The sequence below is a fragment of the Streptomyces sp. ISL-43 genome (assembly GCF_018614195.1).
In the GTDB taxonomy this organism is placed as follows: domain Bacteria; phylum Actinomycetota; class Actinomycetes; order Streptomycetales; family Streptomycetaceae; genus Streptomyces.
This window is the reverse complement of the sequence record NZ_JAGGOT010000027.1, coordinates 1-26,051: the sequence shown is the minus strand read 5'-3', so window position 1 is coordinate 26,051 and position 26,051 is coordinate 1. Positions and strand designations below refer to the sequence as shown.

18 protein-coding genes are annotated in these 26,051 nt (G+C 72.1%); 8 read left to right on the top strand and 10 right to left on the bottom strand.

Annotated elements, in window-relative coordinates; all coding sequences use genetic code 11:
• Nucleotides 1-62: 62 nt before the first annotated feature.
• The 3 genes from J7F03_RS15200 to J7F03_RS15190 form a co-directional block, all read right to left on the bottom strand.
• The gene (locus tag J7F03_RS15200) at nucleotides 63-5,030 is read right to left on the bottom strand and encodes an NAD-glutamate dehydrogenase (protein ID WP_214949744.1); all 4,968 of its coding nucleotides are present in this window, start codon (nucleotides 5,028-5,030) and stop codon (nucleotides 63-65) included.
• Between the two features lie 368 nt (nucleotides 5,031-5,398).
• Complete coding sequence (locus tag J7F03_RS15195) at nucleotides 5,399-6,058, bottom strand: HAD family hydrolase (RefSeq protein ID WP_214949746.1); 660 nt, start codon at nucleotides 6,056-6,058, stop codon at nucleotides 5,399-5,401.
• Between the two features lie 47 nt (nucleotides 6,059-6,105).
• Nucleotides 6,106-6,606: a hypothetical protein gene (locus J7F03_RS15190; RefSeq protein WP_214949743.1), complete on the bottom strand. Its 501-nt coding sequence runs from the start codon at nucleotides 6,604-6,606 to the stop codon at nucleotides 6,106-6,108.
• A gap of 339 nt (nucleotides 6,607-6,945) precedes the next feature.
• On the opposite strand from J7F03_RS15190, the gene J7F03_RS15185 reads away from it, so the two are divergent.
• On the top strand, nucleotides 6,946-7,386 hold the full coding sequence (locus J7F03_RS15185) for an Rv3235 family protein (protein ID WP_251071958.1): 441 nt from the start codon (nucleotides 6,946-6,948) through the stop codon (nucleotides 7,384-7,386).
• A gap of 92 nt (nucleotides 7,387-7,478) precedes the next feature.
• Here J7F03_RS15185 and secA read toward each other — a convergent pair whose 3' ends face one another.
• Entirely contained in the window at nucleotides 7,479-10,253 is a 2,775-nt protein-coding gene (gene secA, locus J7F03_RS15180) for a preprotein translocase subunit SecA (RefSeq protein ID WP_214949741.1), read from the bottom strand.
• 240 nt (nucleotides 10,254-10,493) lie between these two features.
• On the opposite strand from secA, the gene J7F03_RS15175 reads away from it, so the two are divergent.
• Both J7F03_RS15175 and J7F03_RS15170 read left to right on the top strand, forming a co-directional pair.
• Nucleotides 10,494-11,093 (top strand): GNAT family N-acetyltransferase, encoded by a 600-nt coding sequence (locus tag J7F03_RS15175; protein ID WP_214949739.1) that lies wholly within the window; start codon nucleotides 10,494-10,496, stop codon nucleotides 11,091-11,093.
• 9 nt (nucleotides 11,094-11,102) lie between these two features.
• Nucleotides 11,103-12,287: a winged helix-turn-helix domain-containing protein gene (locus J7F03_RS15170; RefSeq protein WP_214949737.1), complete on the top strand. Its 1,185-nt coding sequence runs from the start codon at nucleotides 11,103-11,105 to the stop codon at nucleotides 12,285-12,287.
• A 98-nt stretch (nucleotides 12,288-12,385) separates the two neighbouring features.
• Here the strand turns inward: J7F03_RS15170 and J7F03_RS15165 are convergent, their stop codons facing one another.
• From J7F03_RS15165 to mtrA, 6 genes are all read right to left on the bottom strand, one after another.
• Nucleotides 12,386-13,114, bottom strand: coding sequence for a response regulator transcription factor (locus J7F03_RS15165; protein ID WP_214949735.1), 729 nt, complete (start codon nucleotides 13,112-13,114; stop codon nucleotides 12,386-12,388).
• A 214-nt stretch (nucleotides 13,115-13,328) separates the two neighbouring features.
• Complete coding sequence (gene hpf / locus J7F03_RS15160; RefSeq protein ID WP_308379550.1) at nucleotides 13,329-14,024, bottom strand: ribosome hibernation-promoting factor, HPF/YfiA family; 696 nt, start codon at nucleotides 14,022-14,024, stop codon at nucleotides 13,329-13,331.
• 359 nt (nucleotides 14,025-14,383) lie between these two features.
• A complete protein-coding gene (locus J7F03_RS15155; protein WP_214949731.1) occupies nucleotides 14,384-15,214 on the bottom strand; it encodes a ComF family protein in 831 nt (276 codons plus the stop codon).
• 80 nt (nucleotides 15,215-15,294) lie between these two features.
• Complete coding sequence (locus tag J7F03_RS15150; protein ID WP_214949730.1) at nucleotides 15,295-17,130, bottom strand: LpqB family beta-propeller domain-containing protein; 1,836 nt, start codon at nucleotides 17,128-17,130, stop codon at nucleotides 15,295-15,297.
• Nucleotides 17,120-19,132, bottom strand: coding sequence for an MtrAB system histidine kinase MtrB (gene mtrB / locus J7F03_RS15145; protein WP_214949729.1), 2,013 nt, complete (start codon nucleotides 19,130-19,132; stop codon nucleotides 17,120-17,122). The genes J7F03_RS15150 and mtrB overlap by 11 nt, the downstream gene beginning before the upstream one ends.
• Before the next feature lies 1 nt (nucleotide 19,133).
• A complete protein-coding gene (gene mtrA / locus J7F03_RS15140) occupies nucleotides 19,134-19,823 on the bottom strand; it encodes a two-component system response regulator MtrA (RefSeq protein WP_214949728.1) in 690 nt (229 codons plus the stop codon).
• 235 nt (nucleotides 19,824-20,058) lie between these two features.
• Here mtrA and J7F03_RS15135 point away from each other — a divergent pair, with 235 nt between their 5' ends.
• From J7F03_RS15135 to J7F03_RS15115, 5 genes are read left to right on the top strand one after another with little or no spacing between them, the layout of a single operon-like run.
• Complete coding sequence (locus tag J7F03_RS15135; protein WP_214949727.1) at nucleotides 20,059-21,300, top strand: hypothetical protein; 1,242 nt, start codon at nucleotides 20,059-20,061, stop codon at nucleotides 21,298-21,300.
• A 7-nt stretch (nucleotides 21,301-21,307) separates the two neighbouring features.
• Entirely contained in the window at nucleotides 21,308-21,973 is a 666-nt protein-coding gene (locus tag J7F03_RS15130; RefSeq protein WP_214949726.1) for a DUF4129 domain-containing protein, read from the top strand.
• Nucleotides 21,970-23,511: a DUF4350 domain-containing protein gene (locus J7F03_RS15125; protein WP_214949724.1), complete on the top strand. Its 1,542-nt coding sequence runs from the start codon at nucleotides 21,970-21,972 to the stop codon at nucleotides 23,509-23,511. The genes J7F03_RS15130 and J7F03_RS15125 overlap by 4 nt, the downstream gene beginning before the upstream one ends.
• Entirely contained in the window at nucleotides 23,508-24,470 is a 963-nt protein-coding gene (locus tag J7F03_RS15120) for a MoxR family ATPase (RefSeq protein ID WP_214949722.1), read from the top strand. Before J7F03_RS15125 ends, J7F03_RS15120 begins: the two co-directional genes overlap by 4 nt.
• Nucleotides 24,470-25,780: a DUF58 domain-containing protein gene (locus tag J7F03_RS15115; protein ID WP_214949721.1), complete on the top strand. Its 1,311-nt coding sequence runs from the start codon at nucleotides 24,470-24,472 to the stop codon at nucleotides 25,778-25,780. The genes J7F03_RS15120 and J7F03_RS15115 overlap by 1 nt, the downstream gene beginning before the upstream one ends.
• The last annotated feature ends 271 nt before the right edge of the window (nucleotides 25,781-26,051 follow it).

Here is a 26,051-nt window from a genome sequence, read left to right as displayed (position 1 = left end):
ACGATCCCTAGAAACCGCCGTCCCGGCCCGCCCCTTCCGCTTCGCTCACCGCATCGCGGGGACTAGCTGTGCGCCCTCAGCAGCGACCTCATCGTCCGCATCGCGACCGACAGGTTCGCCAGGTCGAAGTCGTCCGATCCCTGGATCTCGTCCAGGGTCGTCCGGGCCCGCCCGATGATCGCCGTGTTCTTCTCCTCCCACGCCTTGAAGCGCTCCTCGGGAGTCGACGTACCGTCGCCGACCGCCAGTACGTCGGCGGTCAGGGCGGCGTGCGCCGAGAACAGGTCCTCGCGGATGGAGGCGCGGGCCATCGACTGCCAGCGGTCGGCCCGCGGCAGGTCGATGATCCGGTCCATCAGCTGGGTGATGTCCAGCCGGTCGGCGAGGTCGTAGTACACCTCGGCGACGGCCAGCGGCTCGACGCCCGTACGGTCCGAGATCGCGACGATGTCCAGCGTCGGGAAGGCCGAGGAGAACCCGGCCACCTTGGCCGCCAGCTCCTCCGGCACGCCCTCGCCGATCAACTCGCCCATGACCGCCTCGTACCACTCCAGGTCCGCGCCGCGCACCAGCTTCGCCAGGTCCGACCAGACCCGCTCCACCCGCTCCGCGAAGAACTCGATGGTCTCGGTGATCCGGAGCGGCTGCGGCCGGTTGTTCAGCAGCCAGCGCGTGCCGCGCTCGACCAGGCGCCGCGAGTGCAGCCGCACCCGGGTCTGGACGTCCGCGGCGACCTTGTTGTCGAGCGCCTCGACGGCGTCCCACACGCCGGCCAGGCCGAAGATCTCGCGGGCGGCGAGCTGCGCCCGGACGATCTCCTCCAGGGAGGCCCCGGTCTCCTCGCGCAGGCGGTGCAGGAAGGTCGAGCCACCGCTGTTGACGGTGTCGTTGACCAGCACGGTGGTGATGATCTCGCGGCGCAGCGCGTGCCCGTCGACCTGCTCGGGGAACTTCGCGCGCAGCGCGCCCGGGAAGTAGGCGTGCAGCAGGCGGGCGAAGTACGGGTCGTCCGGCAGCTCGGTGTGGATGAGCTCGTCCGCCACCGTGATCTTGGTGTAGGCGAACAGGACGGCCAGCTCCGGCTGGGTCAGGCCCTTGCCGTTGTTGAGCAGCTCGCGGATCTGCCGGTCGTTGGGCAGGAACTCCAGCCCCCGGTCCAGCAGGCCGTCCCGGCCCAGGCGGCGCATGAAGCGCTGCTGGGCGTGGAGCAGGCTGGGAGCCTGGGCCGCGCCGTTGGCCAGCGCCACGTTCTGCGCGTAGTTGTTGCGCAGCACCAGACGGCCGACCTCGTCGGTCATCTCGGCGAGGAACTTGTTGCGCTGCTTGACGGTCAGGTCGCCGTCGGCGACCACCGAGTTCAGCAGGATCTTGATGTTCACCTCGTGGTCGGAGGTGTCCACGCCCGCGCTGTTGTCGATGGCATCGGTGTTGACCTTGCCGCCCTCGCCGCCCGCGCCGCTGCGCGCGAACTCGATGCGGCCGAGCTGGGTCAGGCCCAGGTTGCCGCCCTCGCCGATGACCTTGGCCCACACGTCGGAGCCGTTGACGCGGATGGCGTCGTTGGCCTTGTCGCCGACGTCCGCGTGCGTCTCGGCCGTCGCCTTGACGTACGTACCGATGCCGCCGTTCCACAGCAGGTCGACGGGGGCCTTGAGGATGGCCTGCATCAGCTCGGCCGGGGTCATCTTGGTGACGCCCGCCTCGATGCCGAGGGCCGCGCGGATCTGCGCGTTGACCGGGATGGCCTTCGCGCTGCGCGGGTGGATCCCGCCGCCCTGCGACAGGAGCGAGGTGTCGTAGTCGGCCCACGAGGAGCGCGGCAGCTCGAACAGGCGCCGGCGCTCGGCGTACGAGGTCGCCGCGTCCGGGGTCGGGTCGATGAAGATGTGCCGGTGGTCGAAGGCGGCGACCAGGCGGATGTGCTCGGAGAGCAGCATGCCGTTGCCGAATACGTCGCCGGACATGTCGCCGACGCCGACGACCGTGAAGTCCTGCGTCTGGGTGTCGTGCCCGAGCTCGCGGAAGTGCCGCTTGACGGACTCCCAGGCACCGCGGGCGGTGATGCCCATGCCCTTGTGGTCGTAGCCGGCGCTGCCGCCGGAGGCGAAGGCGTCGCCCAGCCAGAACCCGTAGGACTCCGCGACGCCGTTGGCGATGTCGGAGAAGGTCGCGGTGCCCTTGTCGGCGGCGACGACGAGATAGGTGTCGTCCTCGTCGTGGCGGACCACGCCCTTGGGCGGCACGACCTCGCCGCCGACCATGTTGTCGGTGATGTCGAGGAGCGCCGAGATGAAGATCTTGTACGAGGCGATGCCCTCGGCGAGCCAGGCGTCGCGGTCCACCGAGGGGTCCGGCAGGTTCTTGGCGACGAAGCCGCCCTTGGCGCCGACCGGCACGATGACCGTGTTCTTGACCATCTGCGCCTTGACCAGGCCGAGGATCTCCGTACGGAAGTCCTCGCGCCGGTCGGACCAGCGCAGGCCGCCTCGGGCGACCTTGCCGAAGCGCAGGTGGACGCCCTCCACGCGTGGGGAGTACACCCAGATCTCGAAGGCCGGGCGCGGGGCCGGCAGGTCCGGGATGGCCTGCGGGTCGAGCTTCATCGACACGTAGGAGTGCTGCTCGCCCGCCGCGTTCAGCTGGAAGAAGCTGGTGCGCAGCGTCGCCTTGATGAGGGTGAGGAAGGACCGCAGGATCCGGTCCTCGTCCAGCGAGGCGACCTGGTCCAGGGCCCCGTCCAGCTCCTCCAGCATCGCGTCGACGAGCTCGCTGCCCGCGGACTGGCGGCCGGGCGACATGCGGGCCTCGAAGAGCGAGACCAGCAGCCGGGTGGTGTGGACGTTGTTGCGGAGGGTGTCCTCCATGTAGTCCTGGCTGAAGGTGGCACCGGCCTGGCGCAGGTACTTGGCGTACGCGCGCAGCACGACGGCCTGGCGCCAGTTCAGCCCGGCGCCCAGCACCAGGGTGTTGAAGTTGTCGTTCTCGGCGTCGCCCTGCCAGACCGCCGCGAAGGCCTCCTGGAAGCGCTCGCGCGCGTCGTCGCCGAGGTACGCGTCCCCGTTGCCCGACGAGAGCGGCATCCGCAGGCCGAAGTCGTAGATCCAGGCGCTGACGCGGTCGGAGCGGCGCAGCTCGTAGGGGCGCTCGTCGGTGACCTCGACGCCCAGGCGCTGCAGGACCGGCAGCACCGCGGAGAGCGAGACCTGCTCGCCCGTGCGGTAGATCTTGAACCGGCGCTCGCCGGGGCCGGCGCTGACCGGCTCGTACAGCGACAGCGCGAACTCGCGGTCGCTCGCCGACAGCCGCTCCAGGTGGCACAGGTCCGCCACGGCCGCGCGCGGCGAGTGGTCGGCCTTGTAGCCCTCGGGGAAGGAGGTCCCGTACTTGCGCAGCAGCTCGGCGGCGCGCTCCTCGCCCAGTTCCGCGACGAGCGCCTCGCCGAAGCCGTCGGCCCAGGAGCGGGCGGCCTCGACCAGCCGGCCCTCGATCCGCTCGACGTCGGCGTCGGTCAGCACGGGCAGCTCGGTGCCCTGCGGGACGCGGACGACGAAGTGGATGCGGGAGAGGATCGACTCGGTGTTCCAGGCGGTGAAGTCGACGCTGATGCCGTCGAGCTCTTCCTGCAGGATCGCGATCAGGCGCAGCCGCACGCCCGTGGTGTAGCGGTCGCGCGGCAGGTAGACGAGCGCCGAGTAGTAGCGCCCGTACTCGTCCTGGCGCAGGTACAGCCGCAGCCGGCGGCGCTCCTGCAGGTACAGCACGGAGGTGGCGATGGGCTGGAGCTGGTCGACCGGGGTCTGGAACAGCTCGTCGCGCGGGTAGGTCTCCAGGATCTGCAGCAGGTCGCGGCCGTCGTGGCTGGACGGCGCGAAGCCGGCGCCTTCGAGGACCTCGGCGACCTTGCGGCGGATGACGGGGACGCGGCGCACCGACTCGGTGTACGCGGCGGAGGAGAACAGGCCGAGGAAGCGGCGTTCGCCGATGACGTTGCCGTCGGCGTCGAACTTCTTCACGCCCACGTAGTCGAGGTACGAGGGGCGGTGCACGGTGGAGCGGCTGTTGGCCTTGGTCAGCACCAGCAGGCGGTGCTCGCGGGCCTTGGCGCGGGCGTCGGCCGGGAGCCGGTTGAAGGACGGCGAGACGGGGTGGCCGTCGTCCTTGCCGCTGTGGTGCGGGTCGGAGCGCAGGATGCCGAGGCCGGTGCCGGCCACGGCGGCCAGGGAGTCGCCGTCGACGAGGTTGTACTCGCGGTAGCCGAGGAAGGTGAAGTGGTCGTCGGCCAGCCAGCGCAGCAGCTCGCGGGCCTCTTCGAGCTCGTACTCGCGCAGGTCGGGCGCGGTGTGCTCCTCGGGCAGGCCCTCGGCGATGCGCAGCGCGGCGTCGCGCATCTTCTCCCAGTCCTCGACGGACTCGCGGACGTCTGACAGGACGCGCAGCAGGTCGACGGTGATCTGCTTGAGGTCGGCCCTGTCGGTCTCGCGGTCGATCTCGACGTGGATCCAGGACTCGACGAGGGAGTCGTGGGGGCGCGCGGTGCGGGGACCGTGGGCGTCGCAGTCGGGGCCGAGGATCTCGATCAGCTTGCCGGTGACGTCGCGGCGCACGACGACCTGCGGGTGGATCACGACGTGGATGCCGCGGCCCTGGCGTGACAGCTCGTTGGTGACGCTGTCGACGAGGAACGGCATGTCGTCGGTGACCACCTCGACGACGGAGTGACTGGAGGTCCAGCCGTTCTCCTCCACCGTGGGCGTGTGCACCCGGACGTTCGCGGTGCCCTGCGGGCGCGTCTCCGCGATCCGGTAGTGCGAGAGCGCTGCCCCGAACACGTCGACCGGATCCCGGTCGAGGAGGTCCTCGGGGGCGGTGTGCAGGTAGTAGCGCTGGAGGTAGGAGAGCATCGCGCCCTGATCGGGACGCTCCCCCTGTTCGGACCCAGTCGGAAGTAGCCCCCCGGCCGGGCTGTTCTCAGCTACCCGGGCCGCCCGCGCGAGCAGCTCGGCCTTTGCTTCGTCCAGCTTGGTCTGCATGTCCTCTGGCTCCTGTCGCGCGCCATTGCGTGACGTAGGTGAAGGAAGGAATGGCATAGCACCGCGAGGCGGGGTGTCCGTTCGGAATCGGCGCTACGCCGTCGAAAGAGCCGCTCGGGAGGGAATCGGCCATGATCGGCAGGAGGTCCCGGCGGCGGGGATCAGCGATGGCCCGGGCACGGTCGTGCGCCGGGCGCCGGCCGGAGGCTTCAGTGCCTCCGAGAACTATCGCGCTGATCACGGGTACCAGGCTATCTCGCCCCACCCCCGACTCGTCATGAGCTGTATGTGTACAAATCCGGGGGTGGAACTTTGACACTCTGGACAGCGACGCGCCCGGGCCGGCGTGCCCGGTCACGATCCGGTCGCTATTCGGCCATCTCGCGAGCAGCGAGTACGGCCTCGGCCAGGCTGTCGACGACGGGGACACCGGCCGATTCCAGACTGCCGCGGCTGTGCGAACCGCCCGTATAGAGCACGGCCCGCGCGCCCACGTGAGCGGCGGCCAGCGCGTCGTCCACGGCGTCTCCGATGAGCACCGTACGTCCTGCCGTCACCCCCGTCCCCTCCAGGGCCTGCAGATGGCGTACGAGATGTCCCGCCTTGCTGGTGTGGGAGGGCCCGGTGCGCCCGTCGACGCGCAGGAAGTGCCGGTCGATGCCGTGTGCCCGGACGAGCGGCACGAGTTTGTCGTGGGGCGCGAGGGACAGCAGGGACTGCGTGAGCCCGTCCGCCTGCCAGTCCCGGAGCAGCTCCCGGGCCCCTTCGGCGAGCCCGGCGTCCTCGGCGGCGGCCCAGTAGTGGCGGTGGAAGGCCTCGTCCATCACGACCCACTCGGCGTCCGTGGGGAGCCGGCCCATGAGGCGCTCGTAGAACTTCGGCACCGGTACGACATACAGCTCGCGGTACCGCTCCAGGCTGATCGGCGCGAAGCCGAGCTCGGCGAAGGAGGCGTTCGTCGCGGCCATGACGGCGTCGATGTCGTGGAGCAGCGTGCCGTTCCAGTCCCAGACGATGTGCGAGGTCAGGGGTGTCACGGGCACGGACGCCGCGGATATCGAGGGTGTCACCGGGCTCACTTCAGCAGCCCCGCGATCTCCTGCACCCCGAACCAGAGCAGCTCGTGGTCCTCGGCCCCGTCGACGGTGAACCGCGCGTCCTCGTCCCCCTGGTCCGCGGCCGGCACGGCCAGCGCGGCGGCCGTCACGTCCTCCAGGGCATCCTCCGCGTCCACGTGCACGGCAGCGGCCACGGTGAGCCGTACGGCCCCGGCGAGGGACACGCGGCCGAGCGCGGCCTCATCGACCCCGGGGGTGGCGGTGGCGGCCTTGTCGTCCACGTCGACGGCCACGACGACCCGCTTGCGGGGCGCGGAGGCGTCCTCGGCGATCAGCCGCAGCGAGGCGGCGGCGGCCCGGCCCAGGGCGGCGTACTCCAGCTCCTCGATGTCGTCCGACACGTACCACTCGCGCAGCCCGGGCGTGACGGCGTACGCCCGCAGCGGAGCCGGACCCAGCTCACCCGCCTCGTGCGCCTCGGCGAGCCCGGGAAGGGTCAGGGGGACGTACACACGCATGGCCGGCTGCTTTCGGTAGTCGGAAACGCCCTCAGGATACGACCGCGGCCGCGCACCACGTGAGGACCGGCCCCCGGCGGGCGGCCGGACTCCGTCCGTGACGGGCCGCGTCCCCCTTCGGGGTGCCGGGCCGGGTGCGGGAGGCGTCCACCCCGGTACGTACGGGGCGGCTCCGGGGGCCTGGCGCCGCCCGGCCCCCACCCGGATAGGTGAAGGCGGCCACGGCCCCGGCGGCCTCCGCGGGCCGTTGCGGAGCGTGTTCGCGGGCCCGTAGAAGTCCCCTACCAAGTTACCGCCCGGTACTCACGCCGGGCCCGGACTTCTCGGGGGACGACCGCCATGACCGCCACGACCACCAAGGCCGCCCTGACCAGGAACACCACGCGGCCACCCGGCCGCCACGACCGGCGCCGGCCGCCCGCCCCGGCCCCCCGCGGCCCGCACCACTGGTTCGCCGACCGGCTCCTCGCGGTCCTCAGCGGGCGCCGCCCGGTCCACTCCCTGATGGGCCACACCATCGGCCCGGCCTACGACCAGCTGATCAGCCTGACCTCCTCGGACCCCTCCCCTCACCCTGCGGGCCGGGAAGACCCCGTACGCGACCGCCTGCGCCCCGTCATCCGCCAGTGCGGCCGTTTCACCCCCGGGCCGGGGGTCATCGAAGCCTTCGCCCGCATCGCGACGGGCGACCGCCTCACGGCGATGGCCTTCCGCCTGGAACAGGGCCCCGACCTGCGCTGGCGCTGCGCCGCCGTCGAACTCCGAGGGCCCTGCCCGTGACCGGCTCCCCTGCGGCACCGAACGCCGCCGGGGCCGGACTCCACGTACGGCGTGGTGTCCGGCCCCGGCGGGGATGCTGCGAGCAGCGGGGGTTACTTCTTGCGGCGGCGGCCGCCCGCGGCCTTCGCAGCCTTGCGGCGCTCCGCCCGCGTCATCCCGGACTCGTCGCCGGAGTCCGACTCGAAGTCGCCCTCGACGACGCCGCCCTCACCGTCGACCGTCGGCGCGGAGAAGTGCAGCCGGTCCGGACGCTGCGGCGCGTCCAGGCCCTTCGCCCGGATCTCCGGCTTGGTCAGCGAAGGACCGGCGTCCTGCACGGGGACCTCCTCGACCTGCTGCTCGACCTGGACCTCCAGGTTGAACAGGTAGCCGACGGACTCCTCCTTGATGCCCTCCTGCATGGCGTTGAACATGTCGAAGCCCTCGCGCTGGTACTCGACCAGCGGGTCCTTCTGGGCCATCGCCCGCAGGCCGATGCCCTCCTGCAGGTAGTCCATCTCGTACAGGTGCTCACGCCACTTGCGGTCCAGCACCGACAGCACCACGCGCCGCTCCAGCTCGCGCATGATGTCGGAGCCGAGGGTCGCCTCGCGCGCCTCGTACTGCTCGTGGATGTCGTCCTTGACGGACTCCGCGATGAACTCGGCGGTGATGCCCGCGCGGTCGCCCGCCGCGTCCTCGAGCTCCTCGACCGTGACCTTGATCGGGTAGAGCTGCCGGAAGGCGTTCCACAGCCGGTCCAGGTCCCACTCCTCCGCGAACCCCTCGACCGTCTCGGCCGTGATGTACGCGTCGATCGTGTCGTCCATCATGTGCCGGATCTGCTCCTGGAGGTCTTCGCCCTCCAGGACCCGCCGGCGCTCCGCGTAGATGACCGTGCGCTGGTTGTTGAGGACCTCGTCGTACTTCAGGACGTTCTTGCGCGTCTCGAAGTTCTGGGTCTCGACCTGCGACTGGGCCGACGCGATGGCCCGGGTGACCATCTTGTTCTCGATCGGCACGTCGTCCGGCACGTTCGCCATCGACATGACGCGCTCGACCATCTGCGCCTTGAACAGGCGCATCAGGTCGTCGCCGAGCGACAGGTAGAAGCGGGACTCGCCCGGGTCGCCCTGTCGGCCGGAGCGGCCGCGCAGCTGGTTGTCGATACGGCGGGACTCGTGGCGCTCGGTGCCCAGCACGTACAGGCCGCCGAGGTCCTTGACCTCTTCGAACTCGGCCTTGACGGCCGCCTCGGCCCGCGTGAGCGCCTCGGGAAGGGCGTGCGCCCACTCCTCGATGTGCTCCTCCGGGTCCAGGCCGCGCTGGCGCAGCTCGGCCTCGGCGAGGTCGTCGGGGTTGCCGCCGAGCTTGATGTCGGTACCGCGGCCGGCCATGTTCGTGGCGACCGTGACGGCGCCGCGGCGGCCGGCCTGGGCGACGATCGAGGCCTCGCGCTCGTGCTGCTTCGCGTTCAGCACCTCGTGCGGGATGCCGCGCTTGGAGAGCTGCTGCGAGAGGTACTCGGACTTCTCGACCGACGTCGTACCGACGAGGATCGGCTGGCCCTTCTCGTGCTTCTCCGCGATGTCGTCGACGACGGCGGAGAACTTCGCGACCTCGGTGCGGTAGATCAGGTCCGCCTGGTCCTTGCGGACCATGTCGCGGTTGGTCGGGATCGGGACGACACCGAGTTTGTAGATCTGGTGGAACTCGGCGGCCTCGGTCATGGCCGTACCGGTCATGCCCGAGAGCTTCGAGTACAGGCGGAAGAAGTTCTGGAGGGTGATCGTGGCGAGGGTCTGGTTCTCGTCCTTGATGTCCACCCCTTCCTTCGCCTCGATCGCCTGGTGCATGCCCTCGTTGTAGCGGCGGCCGGCGAGGATGCGGCCGGTGTGCTCGTCGACGATCATGACCTCGCCGTCGATGACGACGTAGTCCTTGTCGACCTTGAACAGTTCCTTCGCCTTGATGGCGTTGTTCAGGTAGCCGACGAGCGGGGTGTTCACCGACTCGTAGAGGTTCTCGATGCCGAGCCAGTCCTCGACCTTCGCGACACCGGACTCGTGGATGGCGACGGTGCGCTTCTTCTCGTCGACCTCGTAGTCGCCGGTCTCCTCGATGCCCTTGAGGGGCTGGCCGGGCTCGCCCTTGCTCAGGCGGGTGACCAGCTTCGCGAAGTCCGCGTACCACTTCGTGGCCTGGTCGGCCGGGCCGGAGATGATCAGCGGGGTACGGGCCTCGTCGACGAGGATCGAGTCGACCTCGTCGACCACGGCGAAGTTGTGGCCGCGCTGGACGAGCTCCTCCTGCGACCACGCCATGTTGTCGCGGAGGTAGTCGAAGCCGAACTCGTTGTTCGTGCCGTACGTGATGTCGCAGCCGTACTGCTCACGGCGCTGAGCCGGAGACATGTTCGCCAGGATGCAGCCGACCTCCAGGCCGAGGAACTTGTGCACCCGGCCCATCATCTCGGAGTCGCGCTCGGCCAGGTAGTCGTTCACCGTGATCAGGTGGACGCCCTTGCCGGACAGCGCGTTGAGGTAGGCGGGGAGCGTGCCGACGAGGGTCTTGCCCTCACCGGTCTTCATCTCGGCCACGTAGCCGAGGTGCAGGGCCGCGCCACCCATCATCTGCACGTCGTAGTGGCGCTGGCCGAGGACGCGCTTGGCGGCCTCGCGGACGGTCGCGAAGGCCTCGGGCAGCAGATCGTCCAGGGTCTCGCCGTCCTGGAAGCGCTGCTTGTACTCGTCCGTGAGCGCACGCAAGTCGGCGTCGGAGAGGTTGACGAAGTCCTCTTCGATGGAGTTGACCTGGTCCGCGATGCGGTGCAGTTTTTTGAGGATCTTGCCTTCGCCTGCACGCATGAGCTTGTTGAAGACGGACACCGAGGTTTGTCTCCTTGCCGATCGGGCCTGGCACTGGTTCGTACACGGGCACGGAGGGTGGGCCCCACCGCAACGGCCATCGTAAGCGAGGACGCGGTCGCGTCGGGAGGTCCGTACCATCCGCGGGGCACGAGTGCCCGTAAATGAGAACGTGCGAGGGGCGCCGAAGGTGCCGGTACCGGCGGCCACTCTTCCCGAAAAGTGTTCGCCGCGCGCCCCGCGGGGCAGCAGAATCCGCACATGGACCCGATCACCTTGACCACGGAGCGCCTGGTACTGCGCCCCCTCGCCGCCACGGACACCGACGAGGTGCACGCGGCGTGCCAGGACCCGGGCATCCAGCGCTGGATCCCCGTACCCGTCCCGTACGGGCGCGCGGACGCCGAGGCCTTCGTGTCCAGGGCCCCGGCCGGGTGGCAGGACGGCTCGGAGTACAACTTCGCGGTCCGGCTCGGCGCCGACGGCCCGCTGGTCGCCTGCGTCGGGGTCGTCCCCTCCGGCGCGCACGCGCACGAGGTCGGCTACTGGACCGTCGCCGGGCACCGGGGCCGCGGCTACCTGACCGAGGCCCTGCCCGCCGTGGTGCGCTGGGCCTTCACCGAGATCGGCTGCGTACGGATGGTCTGGCGCGCCGGGATCGGCAACGACGCCTCCCGCGCGGTCGCCGAGAAGGCCGGCTTCACCGTCGAAGGCGTCCAGCGGGCGGCCATGGAACACCGCGAGACCCTGCGGGACTGCTGGATCGGCGCCGTGCTCCCCTCCGACCTCGGCCTCCCCTCCCGCCTCCCGTACCTGCCCTCGCCCTCGCCCTCGCCCTCGCCTGTCAGTGGGCGCGTCTAGGGTGCGGTCATGACGACCGCAACGCCCCGGCCGCGACCGGCCGCCGCCCTGTCCGCCGACGAGGCCCGCCGCATCGCGCTGCGCGCGCAGGGGTTCATCGGAGCCCCCGACCGCCGCGGCGGGGTACGCGGAGTCCTGCGCCACCTGGGCGCCGTCCAGTTGGACACGATCTCCGTACTGGCCCGGTCCCACGAGCTCATCCCGTACGCGCGCCTGGGCGCGGTCGGCCGCTCCGGCGTCGAGGCGGCGTACTGGTCGGACCACCACGCCTTCGAGTACTGGTCGCACGCGGCCTGCATCCTGCCCATCGAGGAGTGGCCGCACTTCGCCTTCCGGCGCCGGGCCCGCAAGGCCCGCGGCCACCGCTGGCACGTCCTGCGGGACAAGGACCGCTCGACGAAGGCCGCCTTGGACCGGCTGGCGGCCGAGGGGCCGCTCACCTCGACCGAGCTGGGCGGCGCCAAGAACGGCGGCGAGTGGTTCGAATGGTCCGAGACGAAGATCGCGGTGGAGTGGCTGCTCGACATCGGCGAGGTCCTCTGCACCGAGCGGCGGGGCTGGAAGCGGGTCTACGACCTCCCCGAGCGGGCCGTGCCCGACGCACTGCTCCACGACGACCTGGACGACCGCGAGTGCGTGCGCCGCCTGGTGGACCTGGCCGGCCGGAGCCTGGGCGTGGGCACGCGGTCCGACATCGCGGACTACCACCGCCTGACCGGCGCGCAGTTCGACTCGGTGATCGCCGACTCGGGCCTGGTCCCGGTCGAGGTGGAGGGCTGGGGCAAGCCCGCGTGGGCCGACCCGGCGGCCCTGGCCACGGCGCCGCGAGGCCGCCACCGCACCACCCTGCTCTCGCCGTTCGACTCCCTGGTCTGGGAGCGCCCGCGCACGGAGCGGATCTTCGGCTTCACGCACCGCCTCGAGGCCTACGTCCCCAAGCCCCAGCGGATCCACGGCTACTTCGCGATGCCCCTGCTGGCCGGCGGACACCTCCAGGGCCGCGTCGATCCGGCCCGCGAGGGCACGACCCTGGTGGCCCGCCAGCTCTCCTTGACCACGCCCAAGGCGGCGGGTCCGATGGCCCAGGCCCTGCGCGAGGCGGCCTCGTGGGTCGGCTGTGACGCGGTCCGCGTCGAGCGGGCCTCGTCCCCCGCCGAAGCGGCGGCGGTGACGGCGGAACTGGCCGCCCTCTGACCGATCTCGGCCCGCCGGCGTTGAGGCGCGGGGTCGCCTGGAAGCCAGGGCGGAGCCCCGGGAGGGGTCCGGGCCGAGCCCGGGGAACGGTGGACGGCTTACCTGATCTCGAGGATCTTCTCCCGCATCGCGTACACCACCGCCTCCATCCTGGAGTGCAGCTGCAGCTTCTCCAGGATGTTGCGCACGTGGTTCTTCACGGTGTTCTCGGAGATGAACAACTCCTTCGCGATGTCGCGGTTGTTCATCCCCGTCGCCACCAGCTTCAGGACCTCCAGCTCCCGGTCCGTCAGCCGCGGCGCCGGCACCAGCCGCCGCTCGTCCGTCCGCTGGATCATCGACTTGAACTCCGTGAGGAGTTTCGACGCCATCGACGGGCTGATCTGCGACTGACCGTCCGCCACCGCGCGGATCGCCGTCGCGACCTCGTCCGTGGAGATCTCCTTCAGGAGGTACCCCGTGGCGCCCGCCTTGATCGCGTCGTAGAGGTCCGCCTCCTCGTCGCTGATCGTCAGCATGATGATCTTCGCGGAGGGCGCCACCTCCTTGATCGAGGTGCACGCCTCGATCCCGCCGCGCCTGGGCATCCGTACGTCCATCAGCACGATGTCCGGCAGCAGGTCGGCCGCCTTGTCCACGGCCTCCGCACCGTCCCCGGCCTCGCCGACGACCTGGATGTCCTCCTCCTGTGCGAGGACGATCTCCAGTCCTCGCCGGAACAGCGCGTGGTCGTCCACCACGAGCACCCGGATCGGCTCTGCGGCCCGGTCTTCCTCACGGCAGCCCGCACCGTCGTCATCGCGCACCGGCCCGAAGCTGTCCGCCATCGTTCCTCCCCCTGCACCGCATGTGCTGAGCTGCTGGGTCAATCCGACGGGAGCGGCCGACGGCTGACTGCCCGACATGATTCCATGCCCGCGCGACCATTCGGGGTCCGGCGAATACCGGCCGACGGTTACCGGCCATCCGTCATACGGGTGCCCCCGCGCCCGCCGAAGCGAACGCGGGGGCACCGCACGGACATCCGGATATCGCGCGGCCTCAGCCGCCGAGCGCGCCGCCCGCTCCCGCGCCGTCGAGCTCGTCCGAGCCGGAGGCGTCCGGGTTCAGGTGGATCACGCCGTAGTCGTAGCCGTGGCGCCGGTAGACGACGCTCGGCATCTTGGTGTCGGAGTCGACGAACAGATAGAAGTCGTGGCCGACCAGTTCCATCTCGTACAGAGCCTGGTCGAGCGACATGGGTGCGGCCGAGTGGGTCTTCTCTCGGACGACGAGGGGGCCTTCGCCCTGCACTTCCAGCGATCCGATCCGCGTGGTCGGAATCGCGTCCGCCTTCTCGCCGGTGACCGGCTCGCCGTTGCCGTTCAGGGTCGCGGCGTCCGGAACCGCGTCGGCGACCTCGGCCGCCGAGAGCCGTCCGCTGCCGCGACGGGTGTGGCGCTTGTCGTGCTGCTTGCGCAGCCGGGCCTCCAGCTTGTCCTGAGCGAGGTCGAGCGCCGCGTACGGGTCGGCGGCGGCGGCCTCGGCACGGATGACCGGGCCCCGCGAACGCAGGGTGATCTCCACACGGTCGGAACGGTCGGCCTGGCGCGGGTTGTGCTCCTTGGACACCTCGACGTCCAAGCTGATCACCTTGGCGTCGAGCTTCTGGATCCGCTCCGGATTCAGCTTCTCGGCCACGTGCTTGCGGAACCGGTCGGGCACCTCGGTCTTACGGCCCTTGACGACGATGTCCACGCAGAACTCCGTTCCCGGATAGCCACGCCCCAGGGGCGAAGCGTCTCCCTTTCGCACCAGACTCCGGTGAACACCGAAGCCTCGGACTTGGCGACTTTCACCTCCTCCTCCCCCATCGGCAAGATCAACACCCCACCGACTTCGGAGTCGAGAGACAGCCTCTGACACGAAGATTCCGAAACGTACGAACGCTCGGAACATGCGATCCGATGCGTGGGGCCCAAGGCTCGCCAGTTCCTTACAACCGAACATATCCCTCTATGGCGGTTGTCGGCACCCGCTACCGGAACGTACCTCCGTTCAGGTGGCTGTTCCCTCTTACTACCTGCAACGATGCGCCTTCCCCTCCAGTTCCAAATCTATTCACGAGTTTTGGGTCTGAACGTGTCGCGGACCGGATCCGCCCGGCCCCGACCGGCCCCGTTCGAGGCTCCCGGGCGGACGAAGGAGCCCGCCGAGGCGGCCACCGCCGCAGCCCCGCCCACGGGCCCGATCCCGGCGGCCCGCAGCGCCCGCGCGGCCTCCGCCAGCGTCGCTCCGGTGGTCACGAGGTCGTCCACGATCACGATCCGGCCCGCCCCGGCCGTCACCCGCCCGGCGTGCGGCCGGGCCTCCAGGGCCCCCGCGAGGTTCTCCCGGCGCTCCAGCGCCCCCAAGCCCGCCTGGTCGGCCACCGCCCGGCGCAGCCGCAGTACGGGCGCCACGCGCGCGGGCACACCGGCCCGCCGCAGCCGCGCCGAGGCGGCCAGCGCGATCCTGCGCGCCGGATCGTGGCCGCGCGCCCGGACGCGGTGCCGCGCGGAGGGCACGGGAACCAGGACCACCTCCCCCGCCCCACCCGTCCGCCCCGTCCCGGCGCCGCCGGTCGCGCCGGAACGGACCGCCGCCGCCAGGGCCGCGCCCAGGGCTCCGGCCAGCGGGAGCCCGCCGCGCTCCTTGTGGGCCAGCAGGACGGCCCGTACGGCCCCTTCGTACGGGGCACAGGCATGGACCGCCGGGAGCCCGGCGGGGCGCGGAGAAAGCCGTACCGGGCCCGCCACGGCCCCACTGAGCGCCGAGCGACAGGCTCCGCACAGCACGGACCGCGCTGCCCCGCAGCCGGCGCAGTCCACCGGCAGCACCAGACCCGCCAGCTCACCGGCCAGCGCCCCGGCCGGGCCGCCGGTCAGCGTCCGCCACCACTCCCGCATGGCGTCCACCCTGCCCGGCGGGCACGCGGCGGTGCCACCCCTGTGGAAAACCCCGAAACGGGCAGGGGGCGGGCCGTGGATCAGCCCGGGTAGACCGGTGCCCGGCCGCCCGCCGCCACCGTGCGCCACTGCGCCCCCGGCGGCAGCCACACGATCCCGTCCTCCTTCGAGTACGCGACCACCGGCTTCCTCTCGTCCTCGCTCGCCGCGACCGCCTCCAGCCCGGTCGCCCCGGGCAGCCCCGCGCCGACCATCGAGCCGTCCGCCAGCATGTAGCGGGCCTGCACGACCCCGCCGCTCTCGCGGCCCACCACCAGCAGCCGGCCCCGCGGCGCCCAGCTCATCGCCGTCACGTCCGCCAGCTGCGGGGCGGCCGGGCGCAGCTCCCGTACCGAGACCACCGATCCGTCACCCTTGGCGTCGGGCCGCTCGATCCGCCCGATGAACAGGTTGTTGCGGCCCTTGCTCTGCAGCAGCAGCGCCATCCGCACCCCGTCGGGCGAGGCCTTCAGCCCGGTGATCCGGGCGCCGTTCAGCCCGGACACCTCCACCCGCTCGGGGGTCCCGGCGCCGCCGGGCAGCCGCCACAGCGTCGGGTTCTGCGGGTCCTGGTCCGCGATCCACAGATCGCCGGCCGCGTCCCAGGTCGGGGCGGTGAGCCCGGCCGGCTTGAAGCCCTTGGCGGTCAGCAGCGGCGCCGGCATGGGTCCGGCGGTGGTCAGGTTGACGACGTACAGCCCGTGCTCGTCCTCGGAGACGACCGCCGCGCGCTTCTCGTCGTAGGCGACGGCGGCGGAGCCCACCTTGAAGGGCGGGTTCCCGGACAGCGGCCCGGGGACCGCCGCCGCCGCGTCCTGCTGCTCTTCCCGGTTGGGGTCCAGACTCATCCGCTGGAGCCGGTTCTCGTTGTCCACGTAGTACTGGTGGCCCGGCGACAGCGGCCGGTTGGCGACCACCGCCGCGGCCGCCTCGGTGATCTGGCACAGCACCGACTTGCCGTCGGCGCGCACGAGTTCGACCCGGTCGACCCGGGAGCCAGTCAGGTCCTTGACCGTGTACAGGAGTTGGGTGGCCATCTTCCGGCAGGCCGGCTCCGCGACGTTGTCGGCCTTGTCGTTCAGCGGCACGCGCAGCGTGTTCTGGCCGTCGTACGAGAGCGACTTGGTGCCCTCGCGCAGCTCCGTACCGGTGGGGAAGCTGGAGGTGACGACCGGCCCGAGCCACTTGGAGGGGCCGGCCAGCAGCGATTTGACGGTCTGGGTCGTGGGGTCCATCCGGGAGTCCGGGTCGCTGCGCTGCCGCACATAGACGGGGTCGGCGACGAGCGTGGCACCCGCGAAGTAGTACTTGTTGACCGGCATGTAGATGCGCTGGAAGTCGGACTCGCTCAGGACCAGGCTGCTGGGCGGGGTCGCGATCCGCCACTGCTTGTCCTCCTGCGTGAGCTGCAGGAACTCCTCGTAGCGCCGGTCGCTGGTCTCCGGCTGGTACGCGCTGCGCTCGTCCACGGTCGCCAGCATCTTGCCGGTGACCCGGAAGCGGGGTGCCGCGGGATCCTTCTCCCCCGGCACCGAGACCCGGTCGAGGCCGGCGGAGAGCACGGTGACCGCCGAACCGGGCTTCCAGTTCTTCGCCGCTTCCTCGGTGAGGTACTTGCGGGCGGTCTGCAGCTGCGGATCGTCGCTGGTCATGGCCTCCAGGAAGCCGTCGATGATCTCCTGCGGGCTGGCCCGGTCGGCCGGCGGTACGCCGAAGACGCGGACTTGGGAGTCGACGCCCTGCGAGGCCTGGACAGGGCGGATCTCGCCGCGGTCGGGCATGGACGCACAGCCGGCGAGCAGCAGCCCGGCCGCGCCGAGGGCGCAGGCCCTGAGCGTGCGCGCGGTCCGCCGCGACTGCCTCGGCTCAGCGCCCATGCGATCCACCGGTTCCACCCGCTCCACCCGCTCCACCCTCTCGGTCTGCTGTTCCCGCCGCCCCGCCCGCGGCCTGCTCGGTGGGCCGGGTCACGACCCGGGCCCCGTTTCCGGGCAGCGCCGTCGGATCGGCCGGCACCGGCATCGCACCGGCCACGGGGGACCTCGGCGGTATCGGCGACCGGGCGGGTCGGGCCGCGGGCTCCCGGGACGGCCCGGGCCCGGTCGGGCCCTCGGCCGCGGCCCTGGCCCGGTTGGCCCGGGAGTCCTCGGGCTCCAACGGGATGGGCGAGCCGCGCAGCGGCTCGTCGGCGGTGCGCGGCAGGGTGAGGCGGAACTGCGAGCCGCCGCCCGGCTCGCCCCACGCCTGGAGCCAGCCGCCGTGCAGCCGGGCGTCCTCGACGGCGATGGACAGGCCGAGGCCGGTACCGCCGGTCGTGCGCGCCCGCGCCGGGTCGGCCCGCCAGAAGCGGTTGAAGACGCGGGTGGCCTCGCCGGGCTTGAGCCCGACTCCGTAGTCCCGTACGGCGACGGCGACGGCCCCGCCCGCCGAGGCGAGCCGGACCACCACGTCCCGGCCCTCACCGTGCTCGACGGCGTTGACGACGAGGTTGCGCAGGACCCGCTCCACGCGCCGGGCGTCGGCTTCGGCTATCACCGGCTGGGTGTCGCCGAGGACGCGGATCCGGGTGTTCTTGTGCTCGGCGAGCGGTTCCGCGGCGTCGATGACCCGGTGCACGACGTCGCGCAGGTCGATCGGCTCCGCCTCCAGGGCGGCAGCGCCCGCGTCGAACCGGCTGATCTCCAGCAGGTCGGCGAGGAGCGACTCGAAGCGGTCGAGCTGGCCGGCGAGCAGTTCGGCGGAGCGCGCCGTGATCGGATCGAAGTCGGCGCGGGCGTCGTGGATGACGTCCGCGGCCATGCGGACCGTCGTGAGCGGGGTGCGCAGCTCGTGCGAGACGTCCGAGACGAAGCGGCGCTGCAGCCGGGAGAGGTCCTCCAGCTGCTGGATTTTGTTCTGGAGGTTCTGGGCCATCTTGTTGAACGCTTCGCCCAAGCGGGCGATGTCGTCCTCGCCGGTGACCTTCATCCGCTCCTGGAGCCGCCCGGCGGAGAGCCGCTCGGCGATCCCGGCGGCCATCCGGACCGGGGTGACGACCTGGCGCACGACCAGCCAGGCGATCCCGCCGAGCAGGACGACGACGAAGAGACCGGCCGTGGCGATGGTGACCTTGACCAGGTTGAGGGACTCCTCCTCCTGGGTCAGCGGGAAGAGGTAGTACAGGTCGTAGGGGTCGCCGTTGATGTCGGTGAGCCGCTTGCCCACGACGAGCGCGGGCTCGGGCGCCTTGTCCCCGGCACCGGCGGTGTAGCGGACCAGGGAGAACGTCTTGAAGGCCCCGGTGGCGTGGTTGACGGCCCGGCGCAGTTCCAGCGGCACGCTGGCGGTCGGGTCCACGTTGCCCGAGGCCCGGGCACCCCGGACACCGAGCGCGCCCCGGCCGGGTGGCTGTTCTTCGCCGGTACCGGTGCCCGCGCCCAGCGCCGCGACCTCGAAGGCGCTCTGCCCGCCACTGGCGAGCTGCTTGACCAGCGAGTTCATCCACGTACTGGCGTCGCGGCCGACCTTGTTGTCGGAGGCGTCCACCCCGTCCACCGTGTACGGGGTGTTGGCCTTCTCCTGTGCGACCGCGAACCCTCCCGCGGCCTGGCTCTGCGCGGCCTCCTCCTTGGCGTCGAGGAGGCCCTTGCTGACCTGAGCGATGACCACGAACCCGAGCGCGAGGACCACGGCGAGTGAGATCAGCAGGGTGGCGGCGACCACCCGGAGCTGGATGTTGCGCCGCCAGAGCCGGACAGCCGGGAGCAGCGGCCGGCGTACGAGGCGTACGCACAGCCGCAGCACGGGGCCGCCGGGTGCTCCGTCCGCTACGTGGCGAAGTGCCCGGCCACCCCGCAGGGCTCCCCACCGGGAGCCTCCACGGGGCTTGCCGGATTGCATGTCAGCTGGGTCCGGCCTTGTAGCCGACACCACGCACCGTCACGACGATCTCGGGGCGCTCCGGGTCCTTCTCGACCTTGGAGCGCAGGCGCTGGACGTGCACGTTGACCAGCCGGGTGTCGGCCGCGTGGCGGTAGCCCCAGACCTGCTCCAGCAGCACCTCGCGGGTGAAGACCTGCCAGGGCTTGCGCGCGAGCGCGACCAGCAGGTCGAACTCGAGCGGGGTCAGCGCGATGGAGACACCGTCCCGCTTGACGGAATGCCCGGCCACGTCGATGACCAGGTCACCGATGGCCAGCTGCTCGGGAGCCGGCTCTTCCGAACGACGCAGGCGGGCCCGGATGCGGGCCACCAGCTCCTTCGGCTTGAACGGCTTGACGATGTAGTCGTCGGCCCCGGACTCCAGGCCCACGACGACGTCCACGGTGTCGCTCTTGGCGGTGAGCATGACGATCGGTACGCCGGACTCGGCGCGGATCAGCCTGCACACCTCTATGCCGTCCCGTCCGGGCAGCATGAGGTCGAGCAGCACGAGATCCGGCTTCGCCTCCCGGAAGGCAGCCAGTGCCTTGTCACCGTCCGCTACGAACGACGGCTCAAAACCTTCTCCACGCAGCACAATGCCGAGCATCTCGGCCAGCGCGGTGTCGTCGTCGACGACAAGGACGCGTCCCTTCATGGTTGACATCATCCCATTAGCTAATCGTTACCCGGCGGTGAGCTGTCCCACAGCCGGAGGGGCTGGAAATCGTCCCTCGGACCTGTGTGGAGATCAGGGCGCCCAGTGTGCCCCGGATCCACCCGACAAATGAAGGCGCGAACGCCCCGGGATCCCGGGGACGGCTGGTCCGTTTGAGGTTGTCACATGGCACGATGGCAGCCGGACCAAGCGCCCCGCACCCTGCAGTGCACGTGAAGGAGCGACGATGAACGACTCTCCGGGCTGGGCTACGCCCGGATCCTCCCCGTCCGACGGTGAGGGCTCCCACGGTACGCAGCCGGCTTCCGGCGGCTCCGCCGGCTCCGGCGACCCGAAGTGGTCCGCCGAGCAGCCGCCGCCCGGCCAGTGGTCGAGCCCGGCCGCGGGCCAGACCCCGCCGACCCCGCAGCAGCCGCCCGCGGCGCCGCAGCAGGGCGCGGGCTGGGGCCCGTACGGCGGCGGGCAGCAGGCCCCGCACGGCGGCGCACCCGGCGGCTGGGGCAACCAGGCCCCCGTGGTGAAGCCCGGTGTGATCCCGCTGCGCCCCCTCGGCCTGGGCGAGATCCTCGACGGCGCGGTCGCCACCATGCGCAAGCACTGGCGCGCGGTCCTGCCGATCACCCTGGTCGTGGCCGTCGTCGTCCAGCTGGCCACCGTGCTCACGCAGAAGTTCGCGTTCGGCGACGTCGTCCTCGAGTCCTCGGACAGCGCGCCCCTCGACGAGCAGCTCGACACCCTCGGCTCCACGATGGGGGTGCTCTCGGCCGACATCTTCATCCAGCTCGTCGGCACCGTCGCGGCCACCGCGATGCTCACCATGGTCTTCAGCCGCGCGATCCTCGGCCACGCCTCCTCGATCGGCGCCGCCTGGCGCGAGTCCCGCCCGCAGCTGCCGCGGCTCTTCGGCCTGACCCTGCTCCTGGCTCTCGGCTCGGCCCTCCTGGTCGGCGTCCTGGTCCTTCCCGGCGCACTCGCCGGCAGCACCGGCTTCGCCGTCCTCGGCGGTCTCGTCGCCCTCGGGCTGCTCCTGTGGCTGTGGGTCCGCTTCTCGCTGGCCTCGCCCGCGCTGATGCTGGAGAAGGCGCCGGTCCTCAAGTCGCTCACCCGGTCCTCGAAGCTGGTCAAGGGCTCCTGGTGGCGCATCTTCGGCATCACCCTCCTCACCAGCCTGATCACGGGCTTCATCTCCTCGGTCATCGTCTTCCCGCTGACGATCCTGGGCCTGTTCCTGTTCGGCGGCGGCCTCGAAGGCATCGCCGACGGCACCGCGGCCACCAGCTGGGGCTACCTGATCGTCGCGGGCATCAGCGGAGTCATCGGCCTGACCATCACCATGCCGATGCAGGCGGGCGTCAACGTCCTGCTCTACGTCGACCAGCGCATCCGCCGCGAGGCCCTGGACCTGGAGCTCGCCCGGGCGGCCGGCATCGAGAACTACGGCACCACCACGCCGCCGACCGGAGGCTGACGCGGGGATGAGGAGCACGGGGGGCCTGCTCTCACAGACGGCATCGGACACACCACCGGTCACCATCGGCCGGGACGCCGCCCGCGAGGCGGCGCGGCAGGAGCTGTCCAAACCGGTGTACCACCAGAACGACCCGGGGCTGGTCCAGCGCGCGCTGGACCGCTTCTGGGACTGGGTCGGGGACCTCTTCGACCACGCCTCCGGCGCCACTCCCGGCGGAGCCCTGGGCCTGGTGGCCATCGCCGTGTTCGCGATCCTCGCCATCGCCGCCCTGTGGTGGCGGCTCGGCGCCCCGAGCCGGACCGCCGGCCCGGCGGGCGCCCTCTTCGACGACGGCATCCGCAGCGCCGCGGACCACCGCACGGCCGCCGACGCGCTGGCCTCCGAGGGCCGCTGGAGCGAGGCCGTCCAGGAACGCATGCGCGCCGTCGTCCGCTCCCTGGAGGAGCGCACCCTCCTCGACCCCCGCCCCGGCCGCACCGCCGACGAGGCGGCGGCCGAAGCCGCCGTGTCCCTCCCGTCCCACGCCGGGGCCCTGCGCGCCGCAGCCCGCACCTTCGACGACGTCACCTACGGCGCCCGCCCGGCCGACGCGGCCATGTACGCCGCCCTGCGCGATCTGGACCTCGCCCTGACCCGTACCAAGCCGCTCCCGACAGGCGCCACCCCATGACCCCGCCCACCCCGGGCACTCCCCCGGACCCCAGCGTCCCGACCCCGCCCGTCCCGGACCCCACCGAGGGCCAGGCCCCGGACCCGCGCGTCTGCGCCCTCCCCGCACCTGGCACGGCCCCGGAGCCCGCCAAGGGCACGCCCCCGGCCGCACCCGGCTCCGACGCCCCCGGAACGGCCCCACAAGCCGCCTACGGCCCGGTCCCGGCCGGTACGGGCGCCACCCGGAGCGCGGGCGGTCCGCAGGCGCCGGCCCGGCCCGCGGCCACGGCCACGCCCGGCTCGGCCGCCACCCCCGGCACGGCAGCCGGCAAGGCAACCGGCGGTGCGACCGCAGCCCCGCCCGTCACCCCCGGCATCCTGTGGACCCGAGCCCGCGGCTTCCTCATCGCACTCGCCGTCCTGCTCGCCGCCGGCCTGACCCTGGCCGCCCTGAACTCCGGCGCCAAGCACGGCTACCTCGATCCCCGCTCCGCCGACCCCTTCGGCAGCCGGGCCGTCGCCGAACTGCTCAAGACCCACGGCGTCACCACCCGCGTCGTCACCACCGCCGAGGAAGCCGCCGACGCCACCGGGCCCGACACGACCCTGCTGGTCGCCGACCCCGACCGGCTCGGCGAGGGCAAGCTCCGCGCGATCCGCTCCGCCATCGACCTCTCCGGCGGCCGGACCGTCCTGCTCGCCCCGAGCACGCTCAGCCTCCCCGACCTGGCCCCCGGCACCCGCACCCACGGCGGCGCCACCGGCCCGGACACCAACCTCGATCCCGGCAGCTGCGCGCTCCCCGCCGCCGCGTCCGCCGGCCGCGCGCCCACCGGCGGCGGCTACCGCTACACCACCGACACCCCCGGAGCCGTCGGCTGCTACCCCAGCGCCGGCCACCCCACGCTCCTCGTCCTGCCCACCGCCACCCCCGGCGGCGACACCGTCCTCCTCGGCTCCGAGACCGTCTTCCTCAACAAGACCCTCGCCAAGGAGGGCAACGCCTCCCTCGCGCTCCAACTCCTCGGCTCCCGCCCCCACCTCGTCTGGTACCTGCCGACCCTCGCGGACAGCGGCCCGGACGACGCCGAAGACCGGGAAGAGGACTTCCTCTCCCTGATCCCGGCCGGCTGGAGCTGGGCCCTGCTCCAGCTCTTCGTCGCCGCGGCCGTCGCCGCCCTCTGGCGCGCCCGCCGCCTCGGCCCGCTCGTCACCGAACGCCTGCCCGTCCTCATCCGCGCCTCCGAGGCCACCGAGGGCCGCGCCCGCCTGTACCGCAAGTCCGACGCCCGCGACCGCGCCGCCACCGTGCTGCGCGCCGCCGCCCGCGAACGGCTGGCCGCGCTGGTCGGCGTACCGGCCTCCCAGGCCCACGACCCCGTGTCCCTGGTCCCCGCGGTCGCCGCCCGCCTCACGGCCGGCGACCCCGCCGCCGCGGCGCACCGCTCGGGCGACCCGGCGACCCTGCTCTTCGGCACCACCCCCGACACCGACGCGGCGCTCGTCGCGCTCACCGACCAACTCGACGCCCTCGAAAGAGAGGTCCGCACCTCATGACGGCCACCACGGACAGCGCCCGCTCCGCCCTGGAAGCGCTCCGCACCGAGATCGGAAAGGCCGTGGTCGGCCAGGACTCCGCCGTCACCGGTCTCGTCGTAGCCCTCCTCTGCCGCGGCCACGTCCTCCTCGAAGGCGTCCCCGGCGTCGCGAAGACCCTGCTCGTACGGGCCCTCGCCGCGTCCCTCGAACTCGACACCAAGCGCGTCCAGTTCACCCCCGACCTGATGCCGAGCGACGTCACGGGCTCGCTCGTCTACGACGCCCGCACCGCGGAGTTCTCCTTCCAGAACGGCCCGGTCTTCACCAACCTGCTCCTCGCCGACGAGATCAACCGCACGCCCCCCAAGACCCAGTCCTCCCTCCTCGAAGCGATGGAGGAGCGCCAGGTCACCGTCGACGGCACCCCCCGCAAGCTCCCGGAGCCGTTCCTCGTCGCCGCCACCATGAACCCGGTCGAGTACGAGGGCACGTACCCGCTGCCCGAGGCCCAGCTCGACCGCTTCCTCCTGAAGCTCACCGTGCCCCTCCCCTCCCGCGAGGACGAGATCGGCGTACTGACCCGCCACGCGGCCGGCTTCAACCCCCGCGACCTGCACTCCGCCGGAATCCGCCCCGTCGCCGGCGCCGCCGAGCTCGATGCCGCCCGCAAGGCCGTCGAAGCCACCAGCGTCTCCCCCGAGATCGCCGCGTACGTCGTCGACATCTGCCGCGCGACCCGCGAGTCCCCCTCCCTCACCCTCGGCGTCTCCCCGCGCGGCGCCACCGCGCTGCTGGCCACGGCCCGCGCGTGGGCCTGGCTCGTGGGCCGCGACTACGTCACCCCCGACGACGTGAAGGCCCTGGCCCTGCCCACCCTGCGCCACCGCGTCCAACTGCGCCCCGAGGCCGAGATGGAGGGCGTCACGGCCGACGCGGTCATCACCGCGATCCTCTCCCACGTCCCCGTCCCGCGCTGATGGCCTTCACCGGACGCGCCGCCCTGGTGGCGGCCCTCGGCAGCCTCCCCGTCGGCTTCCTCGGACCGAGCTGGGCCGGGATGCTGGCGGTCAACGCCCCCATCGCCGTGGCCTGCGCGCTCGACTACGCCCTCGCGGCACCCGTCCGCACGCTCCGGCTGGCCCGCTCCGGCGACACGTCGGTGCGCCTCGGCGAATCCGCCGACGTGCACCTGACGGTCACGAACCCCTCGACCCGCCTCCTGCGCGCCCGGGTCCGCGACGCCTGGCCCCCCAGCACCTGGGTGCCCGGCACCGAAGTCGCCGCGTCCCGCCACGCGTTGACGATCCCCCCGGGCGAACGCCGCCGCCTCACCACCCGCCTGCGGCCCACCCGCCGCGGCGACCGCCAGGCGACCCGCGTCACGATCCGCTCGTACGGGCCCCTCGGCCTGTTCGCCCGCCAGGGCAACCACACCGTCCCCTGGACGGTCCGCGTGCTGCCCCCCTTCACCAGCCGCAAGCACCTGCCCTCCCGCCTCGCCCGCCTGCGCGAACTCGACGGCCGCACCAGCGTCCTGACACGCGGTGAGGGAACGGAGTTCGACAGCCTGCGCGACTACGTCCCCGGCGACGACACCCGTTCCATCGACTGGCGGGCCACCGCCCGCCAGAACAAGGTCGCCGTCCGCACCTGGCGCCCGGAGCGCGACCGCCACATCCTCATCTGCCTCGACACGGGCCGTACTTCGGCGGGCCGCGTCGGCGACGCCCCCCGCCTGGACTCGGCGATGGACGCGGCCCTGCTCCTGACGGCCCTGGCCACCCGGGCCGGCGACCGCGTGGACCTCCTGGCCCACGACCGCCGCCCCCGCGCCCAAGTCCAGGCCCGCTCGGCCGCCGACACTCTCCCGGCCTTCGTCAACGCGATGGCCACCCTGGAACCGGAGCTCGTCGAAACCGACTCCCGCTCCCTGGTCTCCGCCATCCTGCGCAGCGCCCCGCGCCGCTCCCTGGTGGTCCTCCTGACCAGCCTGGACGCCGCCGCCGTCGAAGAGGGACTGCTCCCGGTCCTCCCCCGCCTCACCCAGCGCCACACGGTCCTGCTGGCCTCGGTCGCGGACCCCCACGTCGCGGAGATGACGAAGTCCCGCGGCACCGTCGAAGCGGTCTACGAGGCCGCTGCCGGGACCCAGTCCCAGTCCGCCCGCCACCGCACCGCCGACCAGCTGACCCGCCACGGCGTCCACGTCGTCGACGCCACCCCGGACAACCTGGCCCCGGCCCTGGCCGACGCCTACCTGGCCCTCAAGGCCGCCGGCCGCCTCTAAGGCTGTCCCGCCATCCCGGGCGGGCGCACGACGACAGCTACGGCACCTCGCCGCGTTGTCGGAACGCCCGAATACGCCGAGTAGGCGGACGCCACTCCGCCTTACGAGGGCCGCATCCGACGCCGCGTGCTGATCCACCGGGGATTACGGGACGCGCAGGGACAAAGAAGAGCGTCAGCGTGCACGCCATCCCTCAGAAGGGCCCGACGGCATCCGCTACCGCAAGAAGGTCCTCTACGATGCGTGCCCTGAACGCAGAAAAGCCCCGCAC